Source organism: Pseudomonas sp. A0308, from assembly GCF_044218815.1.
Lineage (GTDB): Bacteria > Pseudomonadota > Gammaproteobacteria > Pseudomonadales > Pseudomonadaceae > Aquipseudomonas > Aquipseudomonas iridis.
This window is the reverse complement of sequence record NZ_CP162581.1, coordinates 3,853,511-3,878,298: the sequence shown is the minus strand read 5'-3', so window position 1 is coordinate 3,878,298 and position 24,788 is coordinate 3,853,511. Positions and strand designations below refer to the sequence as shown.

The following is a 24,788-nucleotide window of genomic DNA, read 5'->3' as shown; positions in this document are numbered from 1 at the left end:
AGGATTACTCATGTCCTTTGCTTCCCTCGGTCTCTCCGAGGCTTTAGTCCGTGCCATCGAAGATGCGGGCTATACCGAGCCTACTCCGGTGCAACAGCGGGCCATTCCCGCCGTGTTGCAAGGTCGCGACCTGATGGTTGCGGCGCAGACAGGTACTGGTAAAACCGGCGGTTTCGCCCTTCCGATCCTGGAGCGGTTGTTCCCCAACGGTCACCCGGACAAATCCCAGCGTCACGGCCCGCGCCAACCGCGCGTACTGGTCCTGACCCCGACCCGCGAACTCGCGGCCCAGGTTCACGAGAGCTTCAAGATCTACGCCCGTGACCTGAAATTCGTCAGCGCCTGCATCTTCGGCGGCGTCGGCACGAACCCACAGGTTCAGGCCATGGCCCGTGGTGTTGACGTGCTGGTGGCGTGCCCGGGTCGTTTGCTCGACCTGTGCGGCCAGGGCAGCGTCGATCTGTCCCACGTTGAAATCCTCGTCCTCGACGAAGCCGACCGCATGCTCGACATGGGCTTCGTGCACGACGTGAAGAAAGTCCTCGCACGCCTGCCGTCCAAGCGTCAGAACCTGCTGTTCTCGGCGACGTTCTCCAAAGACATCACCGACCTTGCCGGCAAACTGCTGCACAACCCGGAACGCATCGAAGTCACGCCGCCGAACACCACGGTCGAGCGCATCGAACAGCGCGTATTCCGTCTGCCGGCCAGCCACAAGCGTGCGCTGCTGGCGCACCTGATCACCGCCGGCGCGTGGGAACAGGTGCTGGTGTTCACCCGTACCAAGCACGGCGCCAACCGTCTGGCCGAGTACCTCGACAAGCACGGTCTGCCGGCTGTCGCGATTCACGGCAACAAGAGCCAGAACGCTCGCACCAAAGCCCTGGCCGATTTCAAGGCTGGCGAAGTGCGCATTCTGGTTGCCACCGACATCGCCGCGCGCGGTCTGGACATCGACCAGTTGCCACACGTGGTCAACTTCGAACTGCCGAACGTTGATGAAGACTACGTGCACCGTATCGGCCGTACTGGCCGTGCCGGTCGTTCGGGTGAAGCGATCTCGCTGGTCGCACCGGACGAAGAAAAACTGCTGAAAAGCATCGAGCGCATGACCAAGCAGAAAATCGCCGACGGCGACCTGATGGGCTTCGACTCGAGCACCATTGAAGCCGAGAAACCGGAAGTGCGTGAGCGTCCGGACGTGCGCAACCCGCGCAATCCTCGTGGCCCGCGTGGCGACGGTCCGAATGGCGGCGGCGGTGGCGGCGGTCGTAAAGACAAGGGCAAGGAAAAGAGCAAGGAAAAGCCAGCCGGCGAACGCGGCGAGCGTCCTGCCCGTCAGCAAAAGCCTCGCGAAGGCACACCGGCCCGTGACCAGCGTCCGAGCCAGCCGCCACGTGCTGCTGATCGCGCTCCGGACGAGTTCCTCGACGACGACGTGGATAACTTCGGTAACCGCGTTGACTACGTGCCCAAGCCAGCCCCTGCCGGCGGTCGCGGTCGTCGTCCAGGCGCACCGGCCCAGGGCGCAGGCGCAGGTTCGGGCGCACCACGCGGCGGTCAGTCGCAGGGTCGCCAGAACGCTCCGCGCAACACCAACGGCTCGAGCACCGGCACCCCGCCAGCCAAGCGTAGCGGTCCACGCAATGGTGCACCGCGTGACGGTCAGTCGGGTCGTCGCGACGACTCTTCCTCGTCCTCGCGCAACCGCCGTCCGGCCCGTGACGATCAACCACGTACCGAGCCAGCCGTGCAGGCTCCGCGCAGCAATGGCCCGAAGATCATGCACAAGGAATCGAAAGCCGACCGCTTCCCGACACCTGAGCAGCTCGATCAACTGCCAAGCCGCCCACGTGGCGAAAAACCGGCCTTGCTGACTCGCAATCGCTGATTTGATGCCGCAATGAAAAATGCCCCGGTTCGCAAGAGCCGGGGCATTTTTTATGGGCAACGCCAACCCTGTACACACCTTCCCCTGTGGGAGCGAGCCTGCTCGCGAAGAGGTCAGCACATCCAATATGGATGCTGGCTGACACTACGCCTTCGCGAGCAGGCTCGCTCCCACAGGGGGATGTGTGTGTGTGGCAGGCAATAAAAAACGCCCCCGGCTTTTCAACCGGGGGCGTTTTTGTGTGGCTGGCGAAAAATTACTTCGCTTTCACGCCTTCAAACGAAACGTACAGCTCGACCGCGTCGGACTTAGGACCCAGATCTTTCTGCTTGCCGAAATCGGAACGCTTGATGCTGGTGGTGCCTTCGAAGCCGGCACGGTAGCCGCCCCATGGATCCTTGCCTTCACCCAGGAAAGTGGCTTTGACAACCACTGGCTTGGTGACGCCCAGAAGGGTCAGGTCGCCAGTCACGTCAGCGGTGTTCGCGCCGGTGGACTTGACGCTGGTGGAGACGAAAGTCGCTTTGCCAAACTTGCTGGCATTGAGGAAGTCTGCGCTGGCGATGTGTTTGTCGCGTTCGGCGTGATTGGTGAACACGCTGGCGGTGTTGACGTTGAACTCGATCTTGCTGTCTTCAGGCTTGGCCGCGTCGAAGCTGAACTTGCCGTCGATGTCCTTGAAAGTACCGGTGATGAAGCTGTAGCCCAGGTGGCTGATCTTGAAGTCGACGAAGGCGTGCTGGCCTTCTTTATCAACGACGTAATCAGCCGCCATTACGTTGGCGGACAGAACGGCAGAACCGATTGCCAGAGCGGCCAGAGTCTTTTTCAACATGCTTTGTTTTCCTTTGGAGTCGAGGTTGAATTTCAGGCTTTGCGACCGAGCATTCGAGTGAGGGTCGCATCACGATCGATAAAGTGGTGCTTCAATGCTGCCAACGCATGGAGACCGGAAAAAATTACCACCGCCCACGCGAGCCAGAGATGAATCACCCCAGCGGTATCTGCCTGATCCGGTAGCCCGGAAACCAGTGCAGGAACTTCAAACAGGCCAAACACCGGAATACCGACACCGTCTGCGGTGGAAATCAGGTAACCGGCAAGCATCACAGCGAACAGCGCGAGATACAGAAACCCGTGGCCGAATTTAGCGCCGATACGGGTCATGCGACTGTAGCTTTGCAGCGTCGGCGGCGGTGGGCTGATAAAACGCCACAACACCCGCAACACCATCACACCGAGCAGCACCAGACCAATGCTCTTGTGCAGATCCGGCGCGTCTTTGCGCCAGGTGCTGTAGTAATCCAGCCCCACCATCCACAGGCCCAGCGCGAACAGTCCGAAGACCACCAGCGCCACACCCCAGTGCATGAAGATGCTGACCCAACCATAGCGCGAAGAAGAGTTACGTAGCTGCATTGCCCAAATCCTGTGAGAACTGCGAACCAAGACTAGCGAGTTATCTATCGAATTAAAGCGGAAAATTTCGCTTTGAAATATCGAGAAATACGATGAAGAGTCTGAAAGTGGCGTGTTAAGGAAAGATTAAAGGAGAAATTGTGGCGGGATGTTGTTGCCAGGCAATGGAATGGGTATGTCTGAACAGGCCCCTTCGCGAGCAGGCTCGCTCCCACAGGGAATTGCATTCCAGCTGAAGAGCCCGCTCGAATGTGGGAGCGAGCCTGCTCGCGAAAGCGATCTGACAGGCAAAAAAAAGCGCGGCATAAGCGCCGCGCTTCTTCATCACCGCAAGGCTTTACTGCGCCTTGGTCTCGGTCGTTGCCGCAGGCTTGGCTGCTGGCTTCTTCGCCGGTTCAGCCTTTTTCGCCGCCGGTTTGGCCGCTGGCTTTTTCGCTTCGGTTTTCGCCGCAGGTTTCTTCGCTGCTGGCTTGGCCGCGGCTTTTTTCGCAGGCTCGGCTTTTACCGGCGCCGCTGGCTTCGGCGCTTCCACCGGAGCTGGCGCAGGTGCCGGAGTTGGCGCAGGCGCTGGGGCAACGGGAGCTGGCTCTGGAGCTTTCACAGGCTCTGGCTTCTTCTCATCATCCGAACCACCGAACAGGTTGCTGAAGAAGTTGCCCTTCTTCGCTGCTACGGCACCTGCCGCGCCCGCCGCTGCTGCGGCCGGGATCACTTTGGCCGGTTCAAATGATTTGCCAGCCGCCAGATCTTCAACCTGGCTGGCCGCACGCTGACCGGTGCGCAGCGCACCTTCCAGAGTGCCCGGGTACAAGGTGTCGGTGTGTTCGCCGGCAAACGCTACGCGCTGCAGCGGACGCTCCCAGACGCGCCAGAACTTGCTGATCTGGCCCGGACCGTAAGCCAGGTACGCGCCGCCCATCGACGGGTCGGTGCTGTAGCGACGGATCTCATAACCGGTGAACGAGCCACGGGCCTGTGGATAAAACGCGTGCAGACGAATCAGCACCTGATCGACCATCTGCTTGTCGCCAAATGCCTGCATCACGCGGGCATTGTCGCCGGACAGGTTGATCACCACGTTGGCGCCGCCCTTCAGCGCGGGCTCGATCCACAACATGCCTAGACCTGTGTTGCTGTAGATCTCGCCGGACATGCGCGACTTGCTTTCCCACACCGGCGTCTTGAACTTCAGCATGATCTGGTCGCGCCAACCGTAGTTGGTGCCCTTGATGGCCCCCAGACGCTGGGCATCCAGCGCCGGGGTCAGCTGAATCTTGTTCAATGCACGCAGCGGCACAGCCAGCACGACGTAATCGGCCTGGTAACCGACGCTGCCAACCTTGACGGTCACGCCGTCCTTGTCCTGGCTGATGGCCGACACGGGCGAGTTGGTCTTGATGGTCTTGATCTGTTTGACGAACGCTTGCGCCAGCACCTGGCTGCCGCCGACCAGGCGCGAAGCGCGCAGGTCACGGTCGGAGACACCGCGGTACACGCGGTTCTGCTGGGCGAAATACAGCAGCGACAGACGCGAAGGCTCGTCGTAATGGGTGCGGATGTCCTGGTTGATCAACTGACGCGCAGTGGCTGGCAGATTCTGTTTGTCGAGCCAGCTCGACACGGTGATCTGGTCCAGTGCGTGCAGGGTGTTGGTCGCTGCCGGGTTCTGTGGATCGTCGATCGAGCGCGCCAGATCGTCGAGGGTTTTCTGGTAGCGCTTGAGCGCATCGGCGGTGGCTGGTTGCTTGGTCGCCAGGTCGGCAGCGGAAAAATACTCGCCGTCGATCAGATAACCCGGCGTGCGCACGAATTCCGGTGCAGGCGTGGTGCCGAGCTTGAACGTCGAGACGTACTTGTTCAGTACCGGCTGGGTTTTGTCATTGCCGATCCACTCGCTGGTGGCCATGCCCGAGCGACCGCCCAGGCTTGGTTTGGCTTCGAGCAGCGTGACCTGCCAGCCTTTGTTTTGCAGTTCGTAAGCGGCTGTCAGGCCCGACAGGCCGCCGCCGATCACGATTGCAGTTTTATCCTTGGCCAGCGCCGTAACGCTGAACAGCCCCAACATCACCAGCGCACAGGCGCGCAGCCAACCGACAGACATTCAGCGAACTCCGGAAATACACAGAAAAAAGCAGTTGTGCGGATCAGACGACCCAAAGAACCGCGAAGAATACGTTAGCCATCAAAACGCCGCCAGCGACGTCTATCGGCTCATACAAAGTAGCTCAATCGACACAATGGGTTGTTCCCGCGCGATGCATTGCATAGGCTTGCGCGATTGTTTGCCCGCGCCTGTCGCGAGCCGCCTCGAGGAGACTGTAAATGGGCCTTAATAATCAGTGGATGCAACGCGATCTCGCGGTGTTGTGGCATCCCTGCACCCAGATGAAAGACCACGAACAACTGCCGCTGATCCCGATCAAGCGCGGCGAAGGCGTCTGGCTCGAAGATTTCGAAGGCAAGCGCTACCTCGACGCAGTCAGCTCGTGGTGGGTCAACGTGTTCGGCCACGCCAACCCGAGAATCAACCAGCGCATCAAGGATCAGGTCGATCAACTGGAGCACGTGATTCTCGCCGGTTTCAGCCATCAACCGGTGATCGAGCTGTCCGAACGTCTGGTGAAGATGACGCCGGAAGGCCTGAACCGGGTGTTCTACGCCGATAACGGTTCGTCCTGCATCGAAGTCGCGCTGAAAATGAGCTTTCACTACTGGCTCAACCGCGGCATGCCCGCCAAAAAACGCTTCGTTACCCTGACCAACAGCTACCACGGCGAAACCATGGCGGCGATGGCGGTCGGCGACGTGCCGCTGTTCACCGAAACCTACAAAGCCCTGCTGATGGACACCATCAAGGTGCCGAGCCCGGATTGCTATGGGCGTCCGCAAGGGATGAGCTGGGAAGAGCACTCGCGCAATATGTTCGCGGCAATGGAACAGACATTGGCCGAGAACCATGACAGCGTTGCGGCAGTGATCGTCGAGCCACTGATTCAGGGCGCCGGCGGCATGCGCATGTACCACCCGGTGTACCTCAAACTGTTGCGCGAGGCCTGCGATCGTTACGGCGTGCACCTGATCCTCGACGAAATCGCCGTCGGCTTTGGCCGCACCGGGACGATGTTCGCCTGCGAGCAGGCCGGCATTCGTCCGGACTTCCTCTGCCTGTCCAAGGCCCTGACCGGCGGCTACCTGCCGCTGGCCGCGTGCCTGACCACCGACGATGTCTACAGCGCGTTCTACGACGACTATCCAACCCTGCGCGCCTTCCTCCACTCGCACAGCTACACCGGCAACCCGCTGGCGTGTGCGGCGGCGCTGGCGACGCTGGATATCTTCGAGCAGGACAACGTGATCGAGAACAACAAGGCACTCGCCCAGCGCATGGCGTCGGCGACGGCGCACCTGGTCGATCACCCGAACGTCAGCGAAGTGCGTCAGACCGGCATGGTCCTGGCCATCGAGATGGTCAAGGATAAAGCCACCAAAGAGGCCTACCCTTGGCAGGATCGCCGCGGTCTGAAGGTGTTCCAGCATGCGCTGGAGCGTGGCGCGCTGCTGCGTCCACTCGGCAGCGTGGTGTACTTCCTGCCGCCGTATGTGATCACGCCGGAGCAGATCGACTTCCTCGCCGAAGTCGCCAGCGAAGGCATCGACATCGCCACCCGTGACAGCGTCAGCGTGGCCGTGCCGAAGGATTTCCATCCCGGTTTCCGTGATCCGGGTTGATCTATTTCACTTAAGCTTCAGCGGTGACCGGACTACCGTCATCGCTGGCAAGCCAGCTCCCACAGGGTCTGCGCAAGTCCTTGTGGGAGCTGGCTTGCCAGCGATGGGGCCGCCAGATTTTTACACTTTTTACAGAGACCCCGCATGAGACTGTCCCGCTTCTTTATCGATGCCCCGCTAAGCACCGGCCAACACGAACTGCCGGAAGCGCAGGCGCATTACATCAGCCGCGTACTGCGCATGGCCGAGGGCGATGCGGTGCAGATGTTCGACGGTTCCGGCCATGAGTTTCGCGGTTCCTTGCTGGAAGTCGGCAAGAAACGCGTGGTGGTGCAGATCGACGAGCAGTTCGCCGGACAGATCGAATCACCGCTGCAAATCCATCTCGGCCAGGGCTTGTCCCGCGGCGAGCGGATGGACTGGGCGATCCAGAAAGCCACCGAACTGGGCGTCAATGAAATCACGCCGATCTTCAGCGATCGCTGTGAAGTTCGCCTCAAAGACGAGCGCGCTGACAAACGCTTGCAGCATTGGCGTCAGGTGGCGATCAGCGCATGTGAGCAATGTGGTCGTTCGCGGGTCCCGGTGATTCACCCACCGGTACTGCTCGCGGACTGGATCAAGCAGACCGAAGCCGAGTTGAAACTGGTGCTGCACCCGGTGGCCGAGCCACTGGTGAGCCATGCCAAACCTTCGACACTGGCGTTTCTGATCGGGCCGGAGGGCGGCTTGTCCGAGGCCGAGGTCGAGCAGGCCAAGGGCAATGGTTTTCATGCTGCGCGCCTGGGTCCGCGCGTGTTGCGTACCGAGACGGCGCCGGTTGTGGCGTTGGCCGTGGCCCAGCAACTTTGGGGTGATTTCTAGGACCCCATCGCTGGCAAGCCAGCTCCCACAGGGTTCAGTGTTGTTCACAAATGTTGTGGCCAACAACGCACCTGTGGGAGCTGGCTTGCCAGCGATTAGCCGCGCCTCGGCCTACAGGACGTAAAACATAATTGCGACAAAGTGCAGCAGACTCCCGGCAATCACGAACAAATGCCAGATCCCGTGGGCATGCCGCAGCCGATGATCCAGGGCAAAAAAGATAATCCCCACGGTGTACAAAACCCCGCCCGTCGCCAGCCACGCGAAACCCGTCGCGCCTAACGCCGCCAGTAACGGCTTGACTGCCACCAGCACGATCCAGCCCATCACCGCATAGATCACGATGGACAGAATCCGCGCCTCGGAACGCGGTTTGATCTCTTGCAGAATGCCGATCAGCGCCAGCCCCCAGACAATCCCGAATAGTGTCCAGCCCCACACCCCGCGCAAGGTCACCAGGCAAAACGGCGTGTAGCTGCCGGCGATCAGCAGATAGATCGAGAAGTGATCGACCTTCTTCATGATCTCTTTCTTGCGCCCGCGCACGCTGTGGTACACGGTCGATGCGCTGTACAACACCAGCAGGGTAAACGCGTAAATCGCCACACTGACGATCTTCCATGGACTGCCATCGAGGCAGGCGATGACCAGCATCCACACACCACCGATAAAAGCCGCCACTGCCCCGACCAGATGCGTCCAGGCGTTCAATCGTTCTCCGTGATACATCTATTGCTCACCTCAAAATTCATTACCGCAGTGCGCAAGGCTCGGGCCTTGAGCGTAAAAGCGCAATGTTTCCGTTCAACATGAATCCGCGTAGGAGCTGCCGCAGGCTGCGATCTTTTGATCTTCAAAGGCAAAAGATCGCAGCCTGCGGCAGCTCCTACAAAGGGCCGCGTTTACCGTGCACAATCGGCCGATACCAAAAAGAGTCCGCGCCATGCTGATCGACGAAGAGTTGACCCTGAAAAAACTCGAGGTGTTCCTCGCTTTCATGCGCACCGGCAATCTCGCCCGTGCCGCTGCCGAGTTGCAGACCAGCAACGTCAGCGTGCACCGCGCGATTCACTCGCTGGAAAGCGCCCTGCGCTGCCCGCTGTTCAAACACGAAGGCCGCAACCTGACGCCGCTGGAAAGCGCCTATGTACTGGAGGAACGCGCGCAGAAGCTGATCCAGGATGTGGTCGAAAGCGTACGCCTGACCCGCGAGGCCGCCGGGTTCTCCGCCGAGCGCTTCAAGCTCGGTTCGCTGTATTCGCTGACCGTGAAAACCGTGCCGCAACTGATCATGGGCCTGAAAATCCGCCGCAGCGAACTCAACATCGACCTGATTCTTGGCTCGAACATCGACCTGCTCTACAAGCTGAAAAACATGGAAGTCGACGCGATTCTGGTGTCGCTGGACGACAGCATCAACGACCCGGATTGCGAGCAGATTGCGCTGTTCTCCGATGACATTTTCCTCGCCACCCCTGCCGATTCAAGATTTGCCCAGCGCAGTGAAGTTGATCTGGCGGACGTACGCGATGAAACCTTCATCACCTTGACCCAGGGCTTTGCCACGCATCAGGACGGCAATCGGGTGTTCAGGCAGGCGGGGTTCGAGCCGAAGGTGGCGATGCAGGTGAATGACATCTTCACACTGCTGAGCATGGTCAGTTCCGGGGTAGGTTATGCGTTGCTGCCGGGGCGGATTGCGGCGGTGTACGAGAACCGGGTCAAGCTGATTCCGTTGCAGGAAAAGTATCGGTTGCAGCAGCACATCGGCGTGGTGTTTTTGAAGGCCAAGGAGCGCGATCCGAATTTGCTCGCGTTGTTGGCGGAGTGTCGGATGTATGCCAATCGGCAGGCTGGGGTTTGACTGGGACCAGATCAAGATCAAGAGCTACCCCCTCACCCCAGCCCTCTCCCCCAAGGGAGCGAGGGGGAAAGGGAGCAGATCGGGGGCTTTTCAGAACCGGAGTTCGACACAGAAATTTCAGGTCGATGTACCTTCAACATCCACCTCGGTCAGTCCCCTCTCCCTCCGGGCGGTCCGACGTTTCGGGAGGGTTAGGGTTTGCTTTTCAGGCGGCCGTTAACCCACCAACCCCCGCATCACCAAAAACAACACCGAAGGCCCAAGCAAACACCCAAGCGCGGTATAGAACGCCGCCGTCAGACAACCGTAAGGCACCAGTTTCGGATCCGTCGCCGCCAGCCCGCCAGCCACGCCACTGGAAGTGCCCATCAACCCGCCGAAGATCACCGCACTGCGCGGGTTGTTCAAGCCGATCATGGGCGCTACGAACGGCGTCATCACCATCACCAGAATGGCCTTGATCAACCCCGCAGCAATCGACAGCGCCATGACTTCAGAACTGGCACCAATCGCCGCACCGGTCACCGGGCCGACAATGTAAGTCACCGCCCCCGCGCCGATGGTGGTCAGGCTCACCGCATCGGTATAACCGAATGCCATCGCCACACCTACACCGGCGACAAACGACGTGCCCACCCCGACAAACAGCGCCAGTACACCGACAAACCCGGCCCGCTTGAGCTCTTCAACACTCACGCCGAACGCCGTGGCAACGATGGCGAAATCGCGCAGCATCGCTCCACCCAGCAAACCGATACCGGACAACAGTGGAATATCCACCACGCCTTTCTGTCCGCCAGTCAGCGCACCGCCAACGTAGGACAACACCAGCCCGAGCAGAATGGCAATCGCCGAACCGTGCAACCGGCCCTTGGTGAAGGTGTTGGACATCCAGTAGGACACCCACATGGTCAGGCCGACAATCAGGAAACCGCTGATCAGGCCGTAACCGGTGATGACTTTCATCAATGATTCGTACATGGCGATCACCCCACAGTCTTGGGTGGAATGACGGCGGTCGACTCCTTGTTACCAAGGCGTACCAACACCGGCACCATGGCAAACGCAATCACCACAGCCAGCGTCCCCGCCAGAATCGCCATCGGCCCGCCCTTCAGTGCGCCGTAAACGTTTTGCTGCGCCGCCATGGCGACCACGATCGGAATGTAGATCGCACTCCAGAACTCGACTCCCTGTTCAGTCTTGCCCTTGAGCCAGCCGGTTTTGTTCAGATAACTGCCCAGGCCGATCAACAGCAGCATCGCAATGCCGACGCCGCCGACGTTGGCCGGCACGCCGATCAGCTTGCCGAGCAGTTCACCGACCCAGATACCCACCAGCGTACAAAAGGCGAGAAACGCCACACCGTAAATAATCATTGTTGTAGTCCTCAAAGTGCATCGTCGAATGTTGTTTTTGTTGTTCGAAGCTTGAGTCGGCGTTTTAGGTTCGGCGGCTTCCCTCCTCACGCAACAGCGCCTGCAAGGTGTCGAGGCGAGCACTGTCGAAGGCAGTGACAGTGCCTGATTCGAACACCCGGCGCGCCAGCCCGGTCAGCACCGCACCGGGCGGCAGTTCGATCTGTAGCCGCACGCCGCGCTCGTAGGCGCTTTGCACGGTGCCGCGCCAGTCCACTACGCGGCACATGTTGAAAGCGAGGTCGTCGCGCAGGGCATCGACCTTAGTCACCGGGCGCGCCCGGCTGCCACTCAGGTAAGCGATTTGCGGGGGTTGCAGTTGTATTTTGGCGAAGGCTCCAGCGAGGGCCTGAGCCGGTTGATCCAGCAGCGGACAATGCGACGGCACGCTGACCGCCAGACGTTTCGCCAGCCCCGCGCCACGACTGCGCGCCAGTTCGGCAACCGCTTGCATCGCCTTGTCACTGCCAGCAATGACCACTTGGTTATCGGCGTTGATGTTGGCCAGATAAACCGGCGTTTCGGCGCTGTGAACCTGCACCAGCAACGCTTCGACTGTGGACAACTGCAAGCCGATAATCGCGGTCATGCCAAAGCCCTGTGGATAAGCCTGCTGCATCAACTCACCGCGCAGGCTGACCAGATGCAGTGCATCGCTGAAGCTCAAGGCACCCGCCACCACCGCTGCCGGGTAAGCGCCGATGGACAAACCTGCGACGTAATCCGCCGTCAGTCCGTTCTGCAGCAACTGCCGCGAAGCGGCTGTGCCTGCGATCAACAGACACAACTGAACCGCCCTCGTCGTGCGCAACGCTTCGGCAGAGTCGAGCAGCAACACGTCTTCGCCGAGCACATCGCTGGCCTCGACCAAGATTTCCCGAGGCAACCGCTGGAGCATGCCCGGTTGCTGCGCGCCTTGGCCTGGGAACACCAAAAGGCTGCTCACGCTGCCTGCTCCTGCACATTCCATGGATCTGCCACCAGACACGCCTGATGGGCGTTTTTCAGCAGCACCCGCGCTGAGGGGCCAGCCCATTCGCGCAGGGCCACCGCGCCGAATGGCGTCTGCAATTGCATGTCGACCCGGCAGGCTGCCTGATCGAAAAGCGCTACCAGTTTGCGCGCCTGATTACGCGCCAACAGGTGCGGCGTACGCAGGATCAGATCGAGATCGCTGCCCTCATGCACCGCCGTAAAACCACTGGCCAGTTCAAACCCGGCACTGCCACTGACGCCCCAGACCCAACCGCAATCATCGAGCATCGGCCGCAACTGTTCGAGCGCGCGCAGGGCCGGCAGTTTGCGATCACTGTCGACATGACAAAGCGCTTCCGGACTGACCCGACAGGCAATCGAATCGACTGCCATGAACGCCGCCAACCGCTGCTCGCGCAAAACACCGCGCACGCCAACGGCAACAAAACCATCAGCGCTCATTGCCCGGCGCACCACCACCGGTTGCCCGACCCTGAGCGATTCAACCGCCCACTGCGGCGCATCCACCGGCAACTGCGCAGGCGTCATGCCCCAGAGCAGATCGTGGGCCAGAGGCATGTTCACCACTGCGCCCTCAGCAGTTCGCGCACGCGGCTGGAAGCTTCACGATTGTTCGCACCGAGACGACCGCTCAGATCATTGCTGCTGACATCGTTGATCGCTTGGTTCAGGCATTCAGTCACCCGGGCCAGATCCTCGGCTGTCGGCTGTTCGATCTGCTGCACCGACAGGGTTTCCCAGAGCAAGCCGAGGCTGGCGTAGCTGTCGATGTCATAAGCCATCGGCGGCACGCTGGCGGCCAGTGCTTCGAGTTCTTCGACACTGCGCAACGTGACCCGCGCCGCCGACGCCTTGCCCATCGCGTGCACCATCACGCCGGGATCGCGCAGGGCAATCAAACGGTTGGCCTGATAACCGTGGGCAAGAAACGCCCCGGACATCGCTTTGCCCACCAGAAGCCCAATCACCGGGTGCCCGGCCAAACGTGCGCGGGCATAACTGTCCGCAGCACCGGCCAAAGCCTGATGAATGCCCAGCGCTTCTTCGCGACGACCATAGGCCTGGCTTGGTACGTCGACGATGGCGATCAGTGGGCGTTTCTGTGATTTGTCGCGGTCAGCCGTGATCGCGTCATCCACAGCCTTGGCCAAACCCCAGCCTTCCAACAGCCCGACTTCACCGTTTCGAGCACGGGGAAAACGATTGTGCGGGTCAGCGACCACGGCGATAAAACGCCCGAGCTGGCCATCGGCAACTTTCAACGATGACGGCAACCCTTCGACCTCTACGGCGCCAGCGCTCAACGCGTTGAACCAGTTCAAACCGCGCACGGAATAGCTACTCATGAGCGCTCTCCTTGATACAGATCGCGAACCACCGAAGGCTCGATTTGCTTGTCAGTGTCGAGGCTGGCCAGACGCTGCAGGTACCACTCGGCACGCTGACTGCGCGGTTGCGTCGGCAATCCTTGCTGCAACAGTTCACCGACCTGCTGACGAATCTGCGCCACATCATCGGCGACATAACGATCCACCAACCCACTGGCGAAACGCTGCTCGCCACCGGTCAGGCTCCAGATAAATGGCCGGTCGCGTGAGTCGTATTCTTCGATCCCGGCTTCCTGCTCGATCACTTGCGGGCCGTTCAGGCCAAGGCGTGCTTCCTGGGTCACCAGCAGATAGCTGCAGAGCGCCGCGGCAATCGACATGCCGCCAAAGCAACCCACGCTGCCCGCCACCACACCGACGACCGGTTGGTACTGCTGCAAATCGACAATTGCCGCGTGAATATCGGCAATCGCCGCCAAGCCGAGATTGGCTTCCTGCAAACGCACGCCACCGGTTTCCAGCAGCAATATGGCGCGGGTCGGGATGCCTTTGCGGTTGTCCTCGGCGGCCAGCTCCAGCGCGCCGGCAATCTTCGCCCCGCCGACTTCGCCGAGGCTGCCGCCCTGAAACGCGCCTTCGATGGCGGCGATCACCACCGGCAGGCCATCGACGCTGCCCTTGCCGATCACCACACCGTCATCGGCCTGCGGCACCACGCCCTGGCGTTCAAGCCATGGCGACATGACGCGCTGGAACGGGTCAAGCAATTCGCGGAAGGTGCCGGCATCGAGCAAGGCTTTCGCCCGTTGCCGCGCGCCGAGTTCAACGAAGCTGTGTTTGTGCAGAAGCGCTGCGCTGTCAGTCATGGCCGATCTCCTCGAAACCTTGCTCCAGACGCAACCGCACCACACCCGGCGTCGCGCCGAAATCATGGATATCGATGGCCATGGCGGGCGGCGTGGTGCCGTCGAACATCCGCGCAAACAAGTGCTGCCAGCGCTGCTGCGCGCCGTTGACCGAGGTCTGCACGTTGATCGTCAACTTGCCGGCCAGTCCCGGTTCGATCAGCACTTCCAGATCGCCCGAGCCAACACAACCGACCAGCGCGCGACCGCGTGGCGGCTGCCCGGCGGGGAATTCAAACGATAGGGTTTCCATCAAAACGCTCCCTGAAAGAGGCCGTCACGCTCGATTCGGTCGAGCAGTAGCGTGGCGGCGAGCAAGTCGGCGGCGCCACCGGGCGAGGCATTCAATGCGATGAGTTGTTGATCCAGTTCGTGCAGTCGTCGGCGGCCGGTGAGGCTGGCGCTACCGCCGGCATCCAGCACCGCTTGCGCGCCTTGCTGCATGGCTTGCAACCCCGCTTCGCCGGCGCGATAGAGCACGCAGGTGTCGGCCAGGTCAGTCATGATCGCCAGCAAAGCGTCGAGCCGGGCGTTCTGTTCGCCGTGACCACGGGCGCGACTACTTTTGAGTTGCGGCAAGCCGCGTTGCAGCACCGACGGAAAACCCAGTTGCGCTTCTTCGCGAGCACCGCGTGCGCCGTACCGCAGTGCGACTTGCGCGCCATGGCTTAGCGGGCGCGGTGCATAGCGATCATCGAGCAGCGCCAGACGTGCGGCCCTGACGGAAACTGCACCGACCGTGCTGGATTTCGCGTCCAGTGCCGCCGCTGTCACGATCAGGCCCAACGCCCAGATCGCGCCGCGATGGGTATTCACGCCGTGAGTGGTTGCGAGCATCGCTTGCTCGCCTTCACGGCCAATCCGGCCAACCGCTTCGCGCAACGGCAAACCGACTTCGCCAATGTCGACAGCCGCTTCGGCCATCTCCTTGAACGCTGGCCACAACGACAGCGCCGAAGCGTGCATCAGGCCCAGGTGCAGATCGGTATGCGCGCCGTTGCCACGACGATCCACCAGTGCCGGTTTCGGAGACAGATCCGCTTCGTCGATCAATGCGTCGACCGCCAGATCCGCCAGTCGCTCGGCCAGGCTCAGAGGTTTCGTTTGCAGGTTGAATGCGTGCATTACCAGCTCCTGAACTTGGCGGGCGGGTTGTAGAGGCCGCCGGACCACTCGACCAGATCGGCCACGCTCTTCGCCGCCAGCAGTTCGCGGGTGGCGTCGGTGCGGCGGATGCCGAGGTCTTCGGGCAAGGCGATCAAGCCCTCGCGGCGCATGCGTTCGGTGTCTTTGGGGTTGTGGCGCAGGCCAATGGCGGTGACGCCCGCAACGGCTGCGATCATCGCTTGGCGCTCTTCCAGCGAACGCGCTTTATAGAGGTAAGCGATGCCTTCTTCGGTCAGCAGGTGGGTCACGTCGTCGCCGTAAATCATGATCGGCGCCAGCGGCATGCCGCTCTTCTTCGCCACTTCCACCGCATCGAGGGTTTCGACGAAGGTCGGTTTGCCGCCCTCCTGGAACGTCTCGACCATTTGCACCACGAGTTTCTTGCCGCGTTCGAGCATCGGTTGCTGCGAGTCGTCGTGGCGCATATCGAGCCATGCAGGCGTGCCGTGGCGGCGGCCACGCGGGTCGTGGCCCATGTTCGGTGCGCCACCGAAACCGGCGAGTCGGCCACGGGTAACGGTGGAAGAATGGCCGTCTCCATCGACCTGCAACGTCGCGCCGATAAACAGATCCACCGCGTACTGCCCGGCCAGTTGGCAGAACATCCGGTTGGAACGCAGCGAGCCGTCGCGACCAGTGAAGAACACGTCTGGCCGGGCCGCGATGTAATTTTCCATGCCCAGTTCGGTGCCGAAGCAATGCACGCTTTCAACCCAGCCACTTTCAATCGCCGGAATCAGCGTCGGGTGCGGGTTGAGCGTCCAGTTGCGACAGATCTTGCCCTTGAGGCCGAGGGATTCGCCGTAGGTCGGTAGGATCAGTTCGATGGCCGCAGTGTTGAAACCGATGCCGTGGTTGAGCGACTGCACGTTGTGTTTTTCGTAGATACCGCGGATCGCCATCATCGCCATCAACACGTGCACAGGCTTGATGTGGCGTGGGTCGCGGGTGAACAGCGGCTCGATGTAGAACGGCTTGTCGGCCACCACCACAAAATCGACCCATGACGCCGGAATGTCCACGCGGGGCAGTTCGCTGACGTCGTCGACCAGTTGATTGACCTGGACGATGACGATGCCGTCACTGAACGCCGCCGGTTCGATCAGCGCCGGAGTGTCTTCGGTGCTTGGGCCGGTATAGATGTTGCCGGCACGGTCGGCCATGAACCCGGCCGAGAGCACGACGTTGGGAATCAGGTCCACCACCAGCCGTGCGTAGAGTTCGATGTAGGTGTGGATCGCGCCGACTTCCAGCAACCCGTCCTCAAGCAGCTGACTGATGCGCAGGCTCTGGGTGCCGGCGAAGGAGAAATCCAGCTTGCGGGCGATACCGCGTTCGAACAGGTCGAGGTGCTCGGAGCGGCCGACGCTGGGCATGATCATGTGCAGGTCGTGGAGCTTCTCGGGATCAGCCTTGGCGAGAGAGCGAGAGAGGAAATCCGCCTGCTTCTGGTTATTGCCCTCCAGCACTACACGGTCACCGGGCAGGATCAACGCCTCAAGCGCCGCGACGATCTTATCGGTGGGCAACACCACACCGTCGGCCAGCCCACGCACCTTGTCGAGACGGCGCTGCTTCTCATCGCGCCGCCGCGTCCAGCGCGAGTCGGGGGAAATTGTTGTTGTCATGCTCACTCCACGGGTTCGCTGTCGTGGAGCTAAGTTAGGCGTGTGGGGTGGGTGCATCAATCAAGCAGGGTGGTGAATCATTACGCTTGGCGTAATGATCAAGAGCACCCTCACCCTAGCCCTCTCTCGGAGGGAGAGGGGACCGATTGGGGGATGCTCAAGAATTATGCCGACCTGATTGTGCTTTACCGAATCCATAATCGACCGGGTTTTCAGGTCGGTGCATAACGCCAGACACTGCGATCGGCCCCGTCTCCCTCCGGGAGAGGGCTGGGGTGAGGGTTAGCTTTTAAGTCACTCCGTAGGCACTAACCTGTCCAGCACCCGATTAACCGCCAGCTCCGCCAGCATCACCACTTGCGCGATGCCTTGCAGGGTTTTGCGGTGGGTGCCTTCGACCATCGCGACATGGTTGTGCAGCATGACGGTGGCCGAGCCGAGGGTTTCGCTGGCATCTGCCAGGAGAGACTCGGTATCAGCTTCGGGGTCTGTCATGTACAGCTTGTTGGGCTTGTAGGGTGCGGCCATGATCTCGGCGGTCGGTGGACCGAGGTAATGGTCGAGGGCGCGCTCGGCGGCTTCGTGGAGTTTCTTGGAATCGGGCGATTCGTAGGGGGATGCCGGGTCTGTGACCGGCGGGTTAGGCGTTGGTTTGAACATGGGGATGAACCTCTGTGAGGCCGCACCATCCCGCTGCTAAACGATAGGGTGGCGGCTGTGCGCAAGTTAGCAGACCGGTCAAACCCCAACCCGGCGCACCCGAAGGCGCCATGCGCACAGCCACCATCAAGTACAGGCGAATGCCTGACTGGATGAGATTTGTGCAACCGAGGTAAGGACGAGCCGGGCTGCTAAACCCGATCACTGCGAATCAGTGACCCGATCCAAGTTACGCAGCCAGCCCTGGGCGCACAAGCCGGCGGATTCTGGTGCATGCGTAGGCAGCGGCGCAAGGATTTGTAGGCTCCCGGGCGTAACACCGAGTGTCTTTAAACATCAGTGCCGGAAAGGGTTTATTGCACTACAGAAATTGCGGATTTGCCTGTCGGCATCTGGCCACCCGACTGGCCTCATCGCTGGCAAGCCAGCTCCCACAGGGTTTTGTGTGGTTCACAAGATTCGAATAAAACTCGGACACTGTGGGAGCTGGCTTGCCAGCGATAGGGCCATTCAGAGCACCACAAATGCTGGATCAATGGACCAGGCCAGCCTCCACCAACAACCTCTCCAACCCCAACAAATCCGGCACCTTCGCCACCTGCTCCCCCACCTGCACCGCTGCCTGCTCCAGCGCACACAACGGCACATCAACGTAACTCAACTGACTGTCGAGTTTGTAAGACCGAGGAATCCCCTGCACCAGCAGCGCAATGAACTTGAGCTCCGGCAACCCGCCCAGCGCATTGAGAATCACGATTCGCGCCCGCTCGCCAATCACGATTTTTTGCCCGCAGGCGGACTCAAAACTCAACAGCGGAATCTGCCGCTCGCGCCACATCACCCGCCCCAGATACCACGGCGGCGTATCCAGATCGAAGGCGCTGGCCTGATAGTCGATCAGCTCCGCGACTGCCACGTTCGGCAGGATCAAATTGCGATCCGCCAGCGGCAGCAGCAGCCCGGTAAGTTGGCTGGTGCGCGGGTTGTGCCGGCGCTCATGCATGTTTCTTGCTCCAGTGGGCAATGCTTTCGAGCAGCACCGATTCCTGGTACGGCTTGCCGAGGTAGTCGTTGACGCCGATGGCCATGGCGCGGTCGCGGTGTTTCTGCCCGGTGCGCGAGGTGATCATGATGATCGGCAGGTGTTGCAGGCGCTCGTCGTTGCGTACCTGGGTCGCCACTTCGAAACCGTCCATGCGCGGCATTTCGATGTCGAGCAGCATCAGGTCGGGCATGTGTTCTTCGAGCAGGAGCATGGCGTCGACACCATCCTTGGCGGTCAGTACGTTCATGCCGTGTCGCTCAAGCAAACGGCTGGTGACCTTGCGCACCGTCACCGAGTCGTCGACCACCATCACCAGCAGCGGTTTCTGCGACTCGCTGTCGATTTCCGGGCGCGTCGGATGCTGCGTAACGCGCGCCTGCATCGCGCGGATCGGCGCGAGCAGATCAAGAATCAACACGACCCGACCATCACCGAGAATCGTCGCGCCGGACACGCCCTGCACCGCCGCGAACTGCGCGCCGAGGCTCTTCACCACAATCTCGCGAGTACCCGCCATGGCATCAACCTGCACCGCAATGTGCCGGTCGTTGTAATGCACCAGCAGCACCGGCAATGGCAGATTCTGGCCGAGCAGTTTCGGCCGTGGCGCGGTTTTCAGCAGTTCGCCCAGATAGCACAACTCATAGCGTTGGCCGCCGTATTGATAGCTCGGCGGGTCGAGACGGAAATGTCCTTCCAGGTCATTCGGCAAGACACGGACGATGCCTTCAATGGTGTTCAGCGGAATCGCGTATTGATCCTCTGCGCACTGCACCATCAACGCGCGATTGACGGACACCGTGAACGGCAAACGGATGCGGAAGTGCACGCCCTGCCCCGGCACCGAGTCGATGCTCATGCTGCCGCCCAGTTGGCGGACCTCCTCGTGAACCACGTCCATGCCGACGCCACGCCCGGAAATCTGGGTAATTTTTTCGGCGGTGGAAAACCCCGGCTGAAGGATGAACTGCAACACATCGCGGTCGCTGATCTCGGCGTTGGGGGCCAGCAAGCCGCGCTTTATCGCCTTGCGCCGCACGGCTTCCAGCGGCACACCAGCGCCATCGTCGCGAATGTCGAAAACGATGTCGCCACCCTCGCGCGACAGGTCGAGGCTGATCTGTCCTTGCGTCGGTTTCCCGCAGGCCTGGCGCACCTCGGCAGATTCCAGACCATGGTCGACGGCGTTGCGCAGCATGTGTTCCAACGGCGCGACCATGCGCTCGAGGACGTTGCGGTCCATCTCGCCTTCGGCATTGCCGACGACGAACGCAACGTCCTTGTTCAGCTCTTCAGCCACCTGACGGACGATACGTTTGAGGCGCGGCAACAGACGTTCGAAAGGCACCATGCGCGTACGCATCAGGCCTTCCTGCAATTCGGTGTTGATCCGTCCCTGTTGTTGCAGCAGGTTCTCGGCGTCGTGGTTGCGTCGGTCGAGGGTTTCCTTGAGGTCGAGCAAGTCCGAGGCGGATTCGAACAGCGCTCGCGACAATTGCTGCAACTGCGAATGACGGTCCATTTCCAGCGGATCGAATTCTTCATAGCCAAGACGCTCGGCATCGACCTGCTGCCGGCTGAGAATCCGTCCCTGGGTTTCGGTGTCGAGGCGACGCAGTTGATCGCGCATGCGCTCGATGGTGGTTTCCATCTCGTTGAGCGCTATCTGCGCGTCGTTGACTTGCTGTTCGATACGCCCGCGGAAAATCGAGGTTTCCCCGGCCAGGTTGACCAGTTCGTCGAGCAGTTCGGCGGAGACCTTGACCATGTCAGCGCTGGCGTCGACGGCAGGTGGCGCGGTCTCGGTCTTGACCGCAAGCGGCACCGGCGGCGGGGTTTCCAGCGCCGCTGGATGACTGAAATTCTGAATCGCATTGATCAGCCGATCCGCCGGCGGGCACGGTTGCCCGGCGCGCACGGCATCGAGCATTTGCGCCAGTCGGTCGTGGCCGCGCTGGACCAATGCGAACAACTCGGTCGACGCTTGTAACGTGCCGGCGGAGAGACTTTCGTAAAGGTATTCCAGCTCATGGGCAAGGTCGCCGATCGGGCCGATCTCGACCATCCGCGCGCCGCCCTTGAGGGTGTGCAGATCGCGCAGCAGGGTTTCCACTTCCTGGCGATTGCCCGGTTCGGCCTGCCAACGCAGTAGCGCGGCGCCGGAGTTTTCGATGATGTCGAAACCTTCTTCGAGGAAGATTTCCAGCAACTCCGGATCGTGCCCGGCACCTTCGTAATCGACGGCAGGTTGCGCCGTTTCGACGCTGGCGGACGAACCTTGGCGAAACTGCCGAATCGCCTCAATCAGATCCTGCGCCGGGTTCAGCGGCTGATGGTCTTGCAGCTGTTCCAGCAGCAGCGCCAAACGCTCATGGCTCTTGTGCAGCAAGCGACCGAGGGCTTCGCTGTGGCTGTGGCGCCGATCAACCAAGCCTTCGTAAAGGCTTTCCAACTCTTGGGCCAGATCCCCAATGGCTTCGACTTCAGCCATCCGCGCACCGCCCTTGAGGGTGTGCAAATCGCGCTGCAACGAGGACAGCGGCGCGGCGTTGTCCGGGTCGTTCAACCAGCGCTGCAAGGCTTGCCCGGCGCTGTCGAGAATGTCCACGGCCTCTTCGAGGAAGATGTCGACGATCTCGTCGTCCGGCGCTGGGATAGACGTGGATTGTGCAAGCTCAGCGGTCGCGGCGCCCAGTTCGCGGATGCTCAAGGTGCGGCTGCCGTCGCTGCGGATCAAGCCCATGGACGAAGGGTCGAGACTTTCATCGAGCAAGTCGTGCAACGCACGAATCCGCGCAGGCTGCGGCGTGACTTCCTGGCCCGCGGCCAGCTCGTCGAGCATGTTGATCAGCGCTTCGTGGGCGTTTTGCGCTTCGTGGAAGAACCGGTCGCTGACCGCCAGGCTGCTTTCTTCCACAGCGCCATACAGATCGAGCAAGGCTTCGCACAACACATCGACCGGCAGCAGATCCGCCAGGTGCGCGCCTTCGCCGAGGGTGGTCAGTTCATCCAGCAGCGCGCTCAATTCCTGCCGTTCGCCGGGGTGTTGCTGCCAACGCTGCAAGAGGCTTTCGGCGTCGAGCAGGATGTCCATGCCTTGCGCAAGAAAGTTGTTGATCAGTTGCGGATCACGCTTGATCCGAAGGCCGGTGTTCGGCGCATTGAGGATCGATTCCAGACGCTCGGCGAGCAGCGCTTCGGTGCGTTTGATCAGTGACTGCGCGCCGACAATCGGCGCCAGCGGATCATGCTTGAGCTGACGTAATCCGACACGGAACAGGCCCTCGGCTTCGAGGAGCAATTCCACTTCATCGAGGTCGAGCGGCAGTTGATGCGCCTTGAACTCTCGGGCCAGTTGATCGAGCGGCGCGGCCAGTTCGGCAATCGGCAACACACCCGCCATCGACGCGCTGCCCTTGAGCGTGTGCAAGGCGCGCTGCAATTCGTCGCTGGCTTGCAGCGGCACGTGTTCAGCGGCCTGATCGAGAAAGCGGTTGAGGCTGGCGAGATGGGTTTCGGCTTCGTTGCGGAAGATCTCCAGCAACAATGGATCGAGCGCCGCGACGTCATCAACGTCCTCGGCGGCCAGTGGTTCGTCACCCTTGGCCAAAGCATGGGCACGCGCGGCGAGTTGATCGACATCGCTGCGCTGACGCTGGCGATTAGTGGCGAATTCGTTGATCAGCTCCGGCAGCAACAACACCGTATCGGTCAGCAGTTGCTGGACCACCGAGCCGGGTTCGACGCTTTGCTCCAGCACGCGGTTGAGCAGGTTTTCCACGGCCCACGCCAGTTCGCCGAGAATCAGCGCACGCACCATGCGACCGCTGCCCTTCAAGGTGTGGAAGGCGCGGCGCAGTTCGGTCAGCGCGGCGTGATCCTGCGGATTGGCCGACCAGCGCGGCAGGTATTCGTGAAGGACATCGAGAACCTCGTCGGTCTCTTCGAGGAACACTTCGCGCAGTTCGTCATCCACCGGTTCTTCATCCGCCGGTGGCGGCATCAGGCTGCCGGGCGTGATGCGCGCGGGCGGGTTGAGCACCGACACCGGGCTGGCCAGGACCTCGGCCAGCGACTGTACAGTTTCAGGATCGTCCAGCGACTGCGCGCCCTGCATCACCAGTGCTTCGCTGGGACTGAGCACGTCGTCGAGCACCGGTACATGGACCTCGCCGGGCTGCTCGCTGGGAAAGAAACCGAGGCTGGCGAGACTCTTCTGTGCGATATCCAGCAGTTGCTCGCCGGGCGCCAGCGGGTCGTCGGTCAAGCGTTCCAGATAGTACTCAAGACTGCTGATGACATCGGCCAGGTTGTCCAACTGCTCCCAACCCGGTTCATGCGGATCGAGCAACAGATGTTCGCGGATAAATCCGTTGCAGGCCTCGACCAGACTCGCCGCACGCGCAAGCGGAATCATCGCCAGCGCCCCACGCACCTGAGTGAGCAGCGCCGGCAGCGGTTGCAGCTGCTGACGGTCCCAATCGGCGTCGATGTAGTCGACGATCATGTCCTTGGCCTGTTGCAGGCAGATGCGTGCTTCCTTGATCACGATCTGATGAATCTGCGTGAGGTCGGTGGTCGGCAGGCGTGAATCTTCCGGGCTCTCCGGCTCGACAGTGCCGACCATCCCGGCCAGGGTCGCTTCGACGTAGAGCAAGGCACCGGCGACGTCCATCAGAACCGCGTCGTTCGGTTCACGCTGGCCTTGGGCGATGCTCAAGACCACCGCCAATTGGTCGATGATGACTTTGCGCGGCTGGCCGAAACCGAGCACGGCCAGGGTATCGGCGATCTGCCGCAGTGGTGCCAGCAGACTTTCCAGATCGGACGTATGTTGGCGGTCGCTGCGCACGAACAGGTCGAGCCGCTCCTTGACCCGCACCAGTTCTTCGCACAGTGCCGCGAGCACCGAGCGCATCGCATCGCGGTCGGGACCGGCCAGGCGCGCGCGCTCTTCGTCGACCATCGCGCTGTCGGGCAAAGCATCATCCAGCGAGTAGCGATCTTTCATGGTCAGCATCTGCCCGGTGGGATTTTCGGCTTTAGCGATATAGAACAACAGGCTTTTGAGCAGCTCCGCAGGCGGCGGCTGATTGAGCCCTTGCAGGCCTTGTTCGAGCAGGCGCTTGAGCTCTTTGTCGGCATCCTTGAACAGGCTGCGTAGCGCCGGGCTGTTGGCGATCACACCCTCACGCATGCCTTCGACCAATGCCGATGCAACTTGCCACAACGGACTCAACGGCGCATCGCCGCTTAGCGCCTGGAGACGGCTGAAGACCTTGGCCAGATAATCGAGGTGAGTGTGATCATCCTGTTCGCGCAGCAACCCGACCAGCGCCATTTGCAGCGTCTGGCGCAACTTGCGCAGTACGCTCGGCAGTTCGGCCGGTTCCAGCAGCGCCAGCGCCTCTTCACTCAGCGGCGCCAGTTCCGGCAGTTGCGGGCTGAACAGGCTGGTTTCCGAGAGCAGGCTTTCGCCGCGGGCGCTGCGCAAATCATTGATCAACGGCAAGACCACCAGCGGCAGATCGCGACGGGCGCTTTGCACACGCTCAAGGTAAATCGGCAATTGCCCCAAGGCTTGTAACAGCAGGTGCAGAGCTTCGTCGCGATGGCTGACGCGCTCGTGCTGGAGGGCTTCGACCAGATGTTCCATTTCTTCGGCGAGCAACGCAGCGCCGTAGAACTCGACCATCTGCAAACTGCCGTGGACCTGATGGATGTAACTCAGGCACTCGTCGAGCCCGGGAAAGGCCTGCGGATCATCGAGCACGGCTTCGATCGCCTGATGCGCCTGTTTCAGCGTTTCGGCAATTTCGCCCTTGACCCATTCGAGGGCCACGTAATCGTGCCGATCACCCATAACCGCTCCAA

The 24,788-nt window shown here is 61.2% G+C and carries 20 protein-coding genes; 4 read left to right on the top strand and 16 right to left on the bottom strand.

Translation table 11 applies throughout. The features are described 5' to 3' along the window. The first annotated feature begins 10 nt into the window (after positions 1 to 10). Positions 11 to 1,891 carry a DEAD/DEAH box helicase gene (locus AB4P92_RS17895; RefSeq protein WP_395597950.1) on the top strand — a complete coding sequence of 627 codons (1,881 nt, stop codon included), beginning with the start codon at positions 11 to 13 and terminating at the stop codon, positions 1,889 to 1,891. 256 nt (positions 1,892 to 2,147) lie between these two features. On the opposite strand, the gene AB4P92_RS17890 is transcribed toward AB4P92_RS17895, so the two are convergent. From AB4P92_RS17890 to AB4P92_RS17880, 3 genes are all read right to left on the bottom strand, one after another. After that, positions 2,148 to 2,726, bottom strand: coding sequence for a YceI family protein (locus AB4P92_RS17890; protein WP_042561513.1), 579 nt, complete (start codon positions 2,724 to 2,726; stop codon positions 2,148 to 2,150). A 32-nt stretch (positions 2,727 to 2,758) separates the two neighbouring features. Next, complete coding sequence (locus AB4P92_RS17885; RefSeq protein ID WP_042561514.1) at positions 2,759 to 3,310, bottom strand: cytochrome b; 552 nt, start codon at positions 3,308 to 3,310, stop codon at positions 2,759 to 2,761. Between the two features lie 337 nt (positions 3,311 to 3,647). Next, entirely contained in the window at positions 3,648 to 5,411 is a 1,764-nt protein-coding gene (locus AB4P92_RS17880; RefSeq protein WP_395597949.1) for a flavin monoamine oxidase family protein, read from the bottom strand. A 221-nt stretch (positions 5,412 to 5,632) separates the two neighbouring features. On the opposite strand from AB4P92_RS17880, the gene AB4P92_RS17875 reads away from it, so the two are divergent. Next, complete coding sequence (locus tag AB4P92_RS17875) at positions 5,633 to 7,039, top strand: adenosylmethionine--8-amino-7-oxononanoate transaminase (protein ID WP_042561516.1); 1,407 nt, start codon at positions 5,633 to 5,635, stop codon at positions 7,037 to 7,039. A gap of 144 nt (positions 7,040 to 7,183) precedes the next feature. After that, on the top strand, positions 7,184 to 7,903 hold the full coding sequence (locus AB4P92_RS17870; RefSeq protein WP_210623078.1) for a 16S rRNA (uracil(1498)-N(3))-methyltransferase: 720 nt from the start codon (positions 7,184 to 7,186) through the stop codon (positions 7,901 to 7,903). 111 nt (positions 7,904 to 8,014) lie between these two features. Here AB4P92_RS17870 and AB4P92_RS17865 read toward each other — a convergent pair whose 3' ends face one another. Beyond that, positions 8,015 to 8,632: a hemolysin III family protein gene (locus tag AB4P92_RS17865; protein WP_047303910.1), complete on the bottom strand. Its 618-nt coding sequence runs from the start codon at positions 8,630 to 8,632 to the stop codon at positions 8,015 to 8,017. Between the two features lie 214 nt (positions 8,633 to 8,846). Between AB4P92_RS17865 and AB4P92_RS17860 the strand changes: the two genes are divergently transcribed. Further along, complete coding sequence (locus AB4P92_RS17860; protein ID WP_115147122.1) at positions 8,847 to 9,767, top strand: LysR substrate-binding domain-containing protein; 921 nt, start codon at positions 8,847 to 8,849, stop codon at positions 9,765 to 9,767. A gap of 216 nt (positions 9,768 to 9,983) precedes the next feature. Here AB4P92_RS17860 and madM read toward each other — a convergent pair whose 3' ends face one another. The 12 genes from madM to AB4P92_RS17800 form a co-directional block, all read right to left on the bottom strand. Further along, a complete protein-coding gene (gene madM / locus AB4P92_RS17855; RefSeq protein ID WP_042562233.1) occupies positions 9,984 to 10,748 on the bottom strand; it encodes a malonate transporter subunit MadM in 765 nt (254 codons plus the stop codon). Positions 10,749 to 10,753: 5 nt separating this feature from the next. Continuing rightward, a complete protein-coding gene (gene madL, locus AB4P92_RS17850) occupies positions 10,754 to 11,146 on the bottom strand; it encodes a malonate transporter subunit MadL (RefSeq protein ID WP_042561520.1) in 393 nt (130 codons plus the stop codon). 64 nt (positions 11,147 to 11,210) lie between these two features. Next, the gene (gene mdcH, locus AB4P92_RS17845; protein WP_395597948.1) at positions 11,211 to 12,131 is read right to left on the bottom strand and encodes a malonate decarboxylase subunit epsilon; all 921 of its coding nucleotides are present in this window, start codon (positions 12,129 to 12,131) and stop codon (positions 11,211 to 11,213) included. Beyond that, positions 12,128 to 12,748, bottom strand: coding sequence for a malonate decarboxylase holo-ACP synthase (locus tag AB4P92_RS17840; protein ID WP_261735610.1), 621 nt, complete (start codon positions 12,746 to 12,748; stop codon positions 12,128 to 12,130). The genes mdcH and AB4P92_RS17840 overlap by 4 nt, the downstream gene beginning before the upstream one ends. Then, positions 12,742 to 13,527 (bottom strand): biotin-independent malonate decarboxylase subunit gamma, encoded by a 786-nt coding sequence (mdcE, locus tag AB4P92_RS17835; protein WP_395597947.1) that lies wholly within the window; start codon positions 13,525 to 13,527, stop codon positions 12,742 to 12,744. Before mdcE ends, AB4P92_RS17840 begins: the two co-directional genes overlap by 7 nt. Further along, the gene (locus AB4P92_RS17830) at positions 13,524 to 14,375 is read right to left on the bottom strand and encodes a biotin-independent malonate decarboxylase subunit beta (protein WP_395597946.1); all 852 of its coding nucleotides are present in this window, start codon (positions 14,373 to 14,375) and stop codon (positions 13,524 to 13,526) included. The genes mdcE and AB4P92_RS17830 overlap by 4 nt, the downstream gene beginning before the upstream one ends. Beyond that, positions 14,368 to 14,667, bottom strand: a complete 300-nt coding sequence (locus tag AB4P92_RS17825) for a malonate decarboxylase subunit delta (protein ID WP_003229075.1) — start codon at positions 14,665 to 14,667, stop codon at positions 14,368 to 14,370. Before AB4P92_RS17825 ends, AB4P92_RS17830 begins: the two co-directional genes overlap by 8 nt. After that, positions 14,667 to 15,539: a triphosphoribosyl-dephospho-CoA synthase gene (locus AB4P92_RS17820; RefSeq protein ID WP_395597945.1), complete on the bottom strand. Its 873-nt coding sequence runs from the start codon at positions 15,537 to 15,539 to the stop codon at positions 14,667 to 14,669. The genes AB4P92_RS17825 and AB4P92_RS17820 overlap by 1 nt, the downstream gene beginning before the upstream one ends. Continuing rightward, positions 15,539 to 17,209: a malonate decarboxylase subunit alpha gene (mdcA, locus tag AB4P92_RS17815; RefSeq protein ID WP_042561526.1), complete on the bottom strand. Its 1,671-nt coding sequence runs from the start codon at positions 17,207 to 17,209 to the stop codon at positions 15,539 to 15,541. Before mdcA ends, AB4P92_RS17820 begins: the two co-directional genes overlap by 1 nt. Before the next feature lie 294 nt (positions 17,210 to 17,503). Beyond that, the gene (locus AB4P92_RS17810) at positions 17,504 to 17,869 is read right to left on the bottom strand and encodes a DUF6124 family protein (protein WP_210623085.1); all 366 of its coding nucleotides are present in this window, start codon (positions 17,867 to 17,869) and stop codon (positions 17,504 to 17,506) included. A 532-nt stretch (positions 17,870 to 18,401) separates the two neighbouring features. Further along, positions 18,402 to 18,872, bottom strand: coding sequence for a chemotaxis protein CheW (locus tag AB4P92_RS17805; protein WP_047303928.1), 471 nt, complete (start codon positions 18,870 to 18,872; stop codon positions 18,402 to 18,404). Continuing rightward, positions 18,865 to 24,777, bottom strand: coding sequence for an Hpt domain-containing protein (locus tag AB4P92_RS17800; protein WP_395597944.1), 5,913 nt, complete (start codon positions 24,775 to 24,777; stop codon positions 18,865 to 18,867). The genes AB4P92_RS17805 and AB4P92_RS17800 overlap by 8 nt, the downstream gene beginning before the upstream one ends. Positions 24,778 to 24,788: the final 11 nt, after the last annotated feature.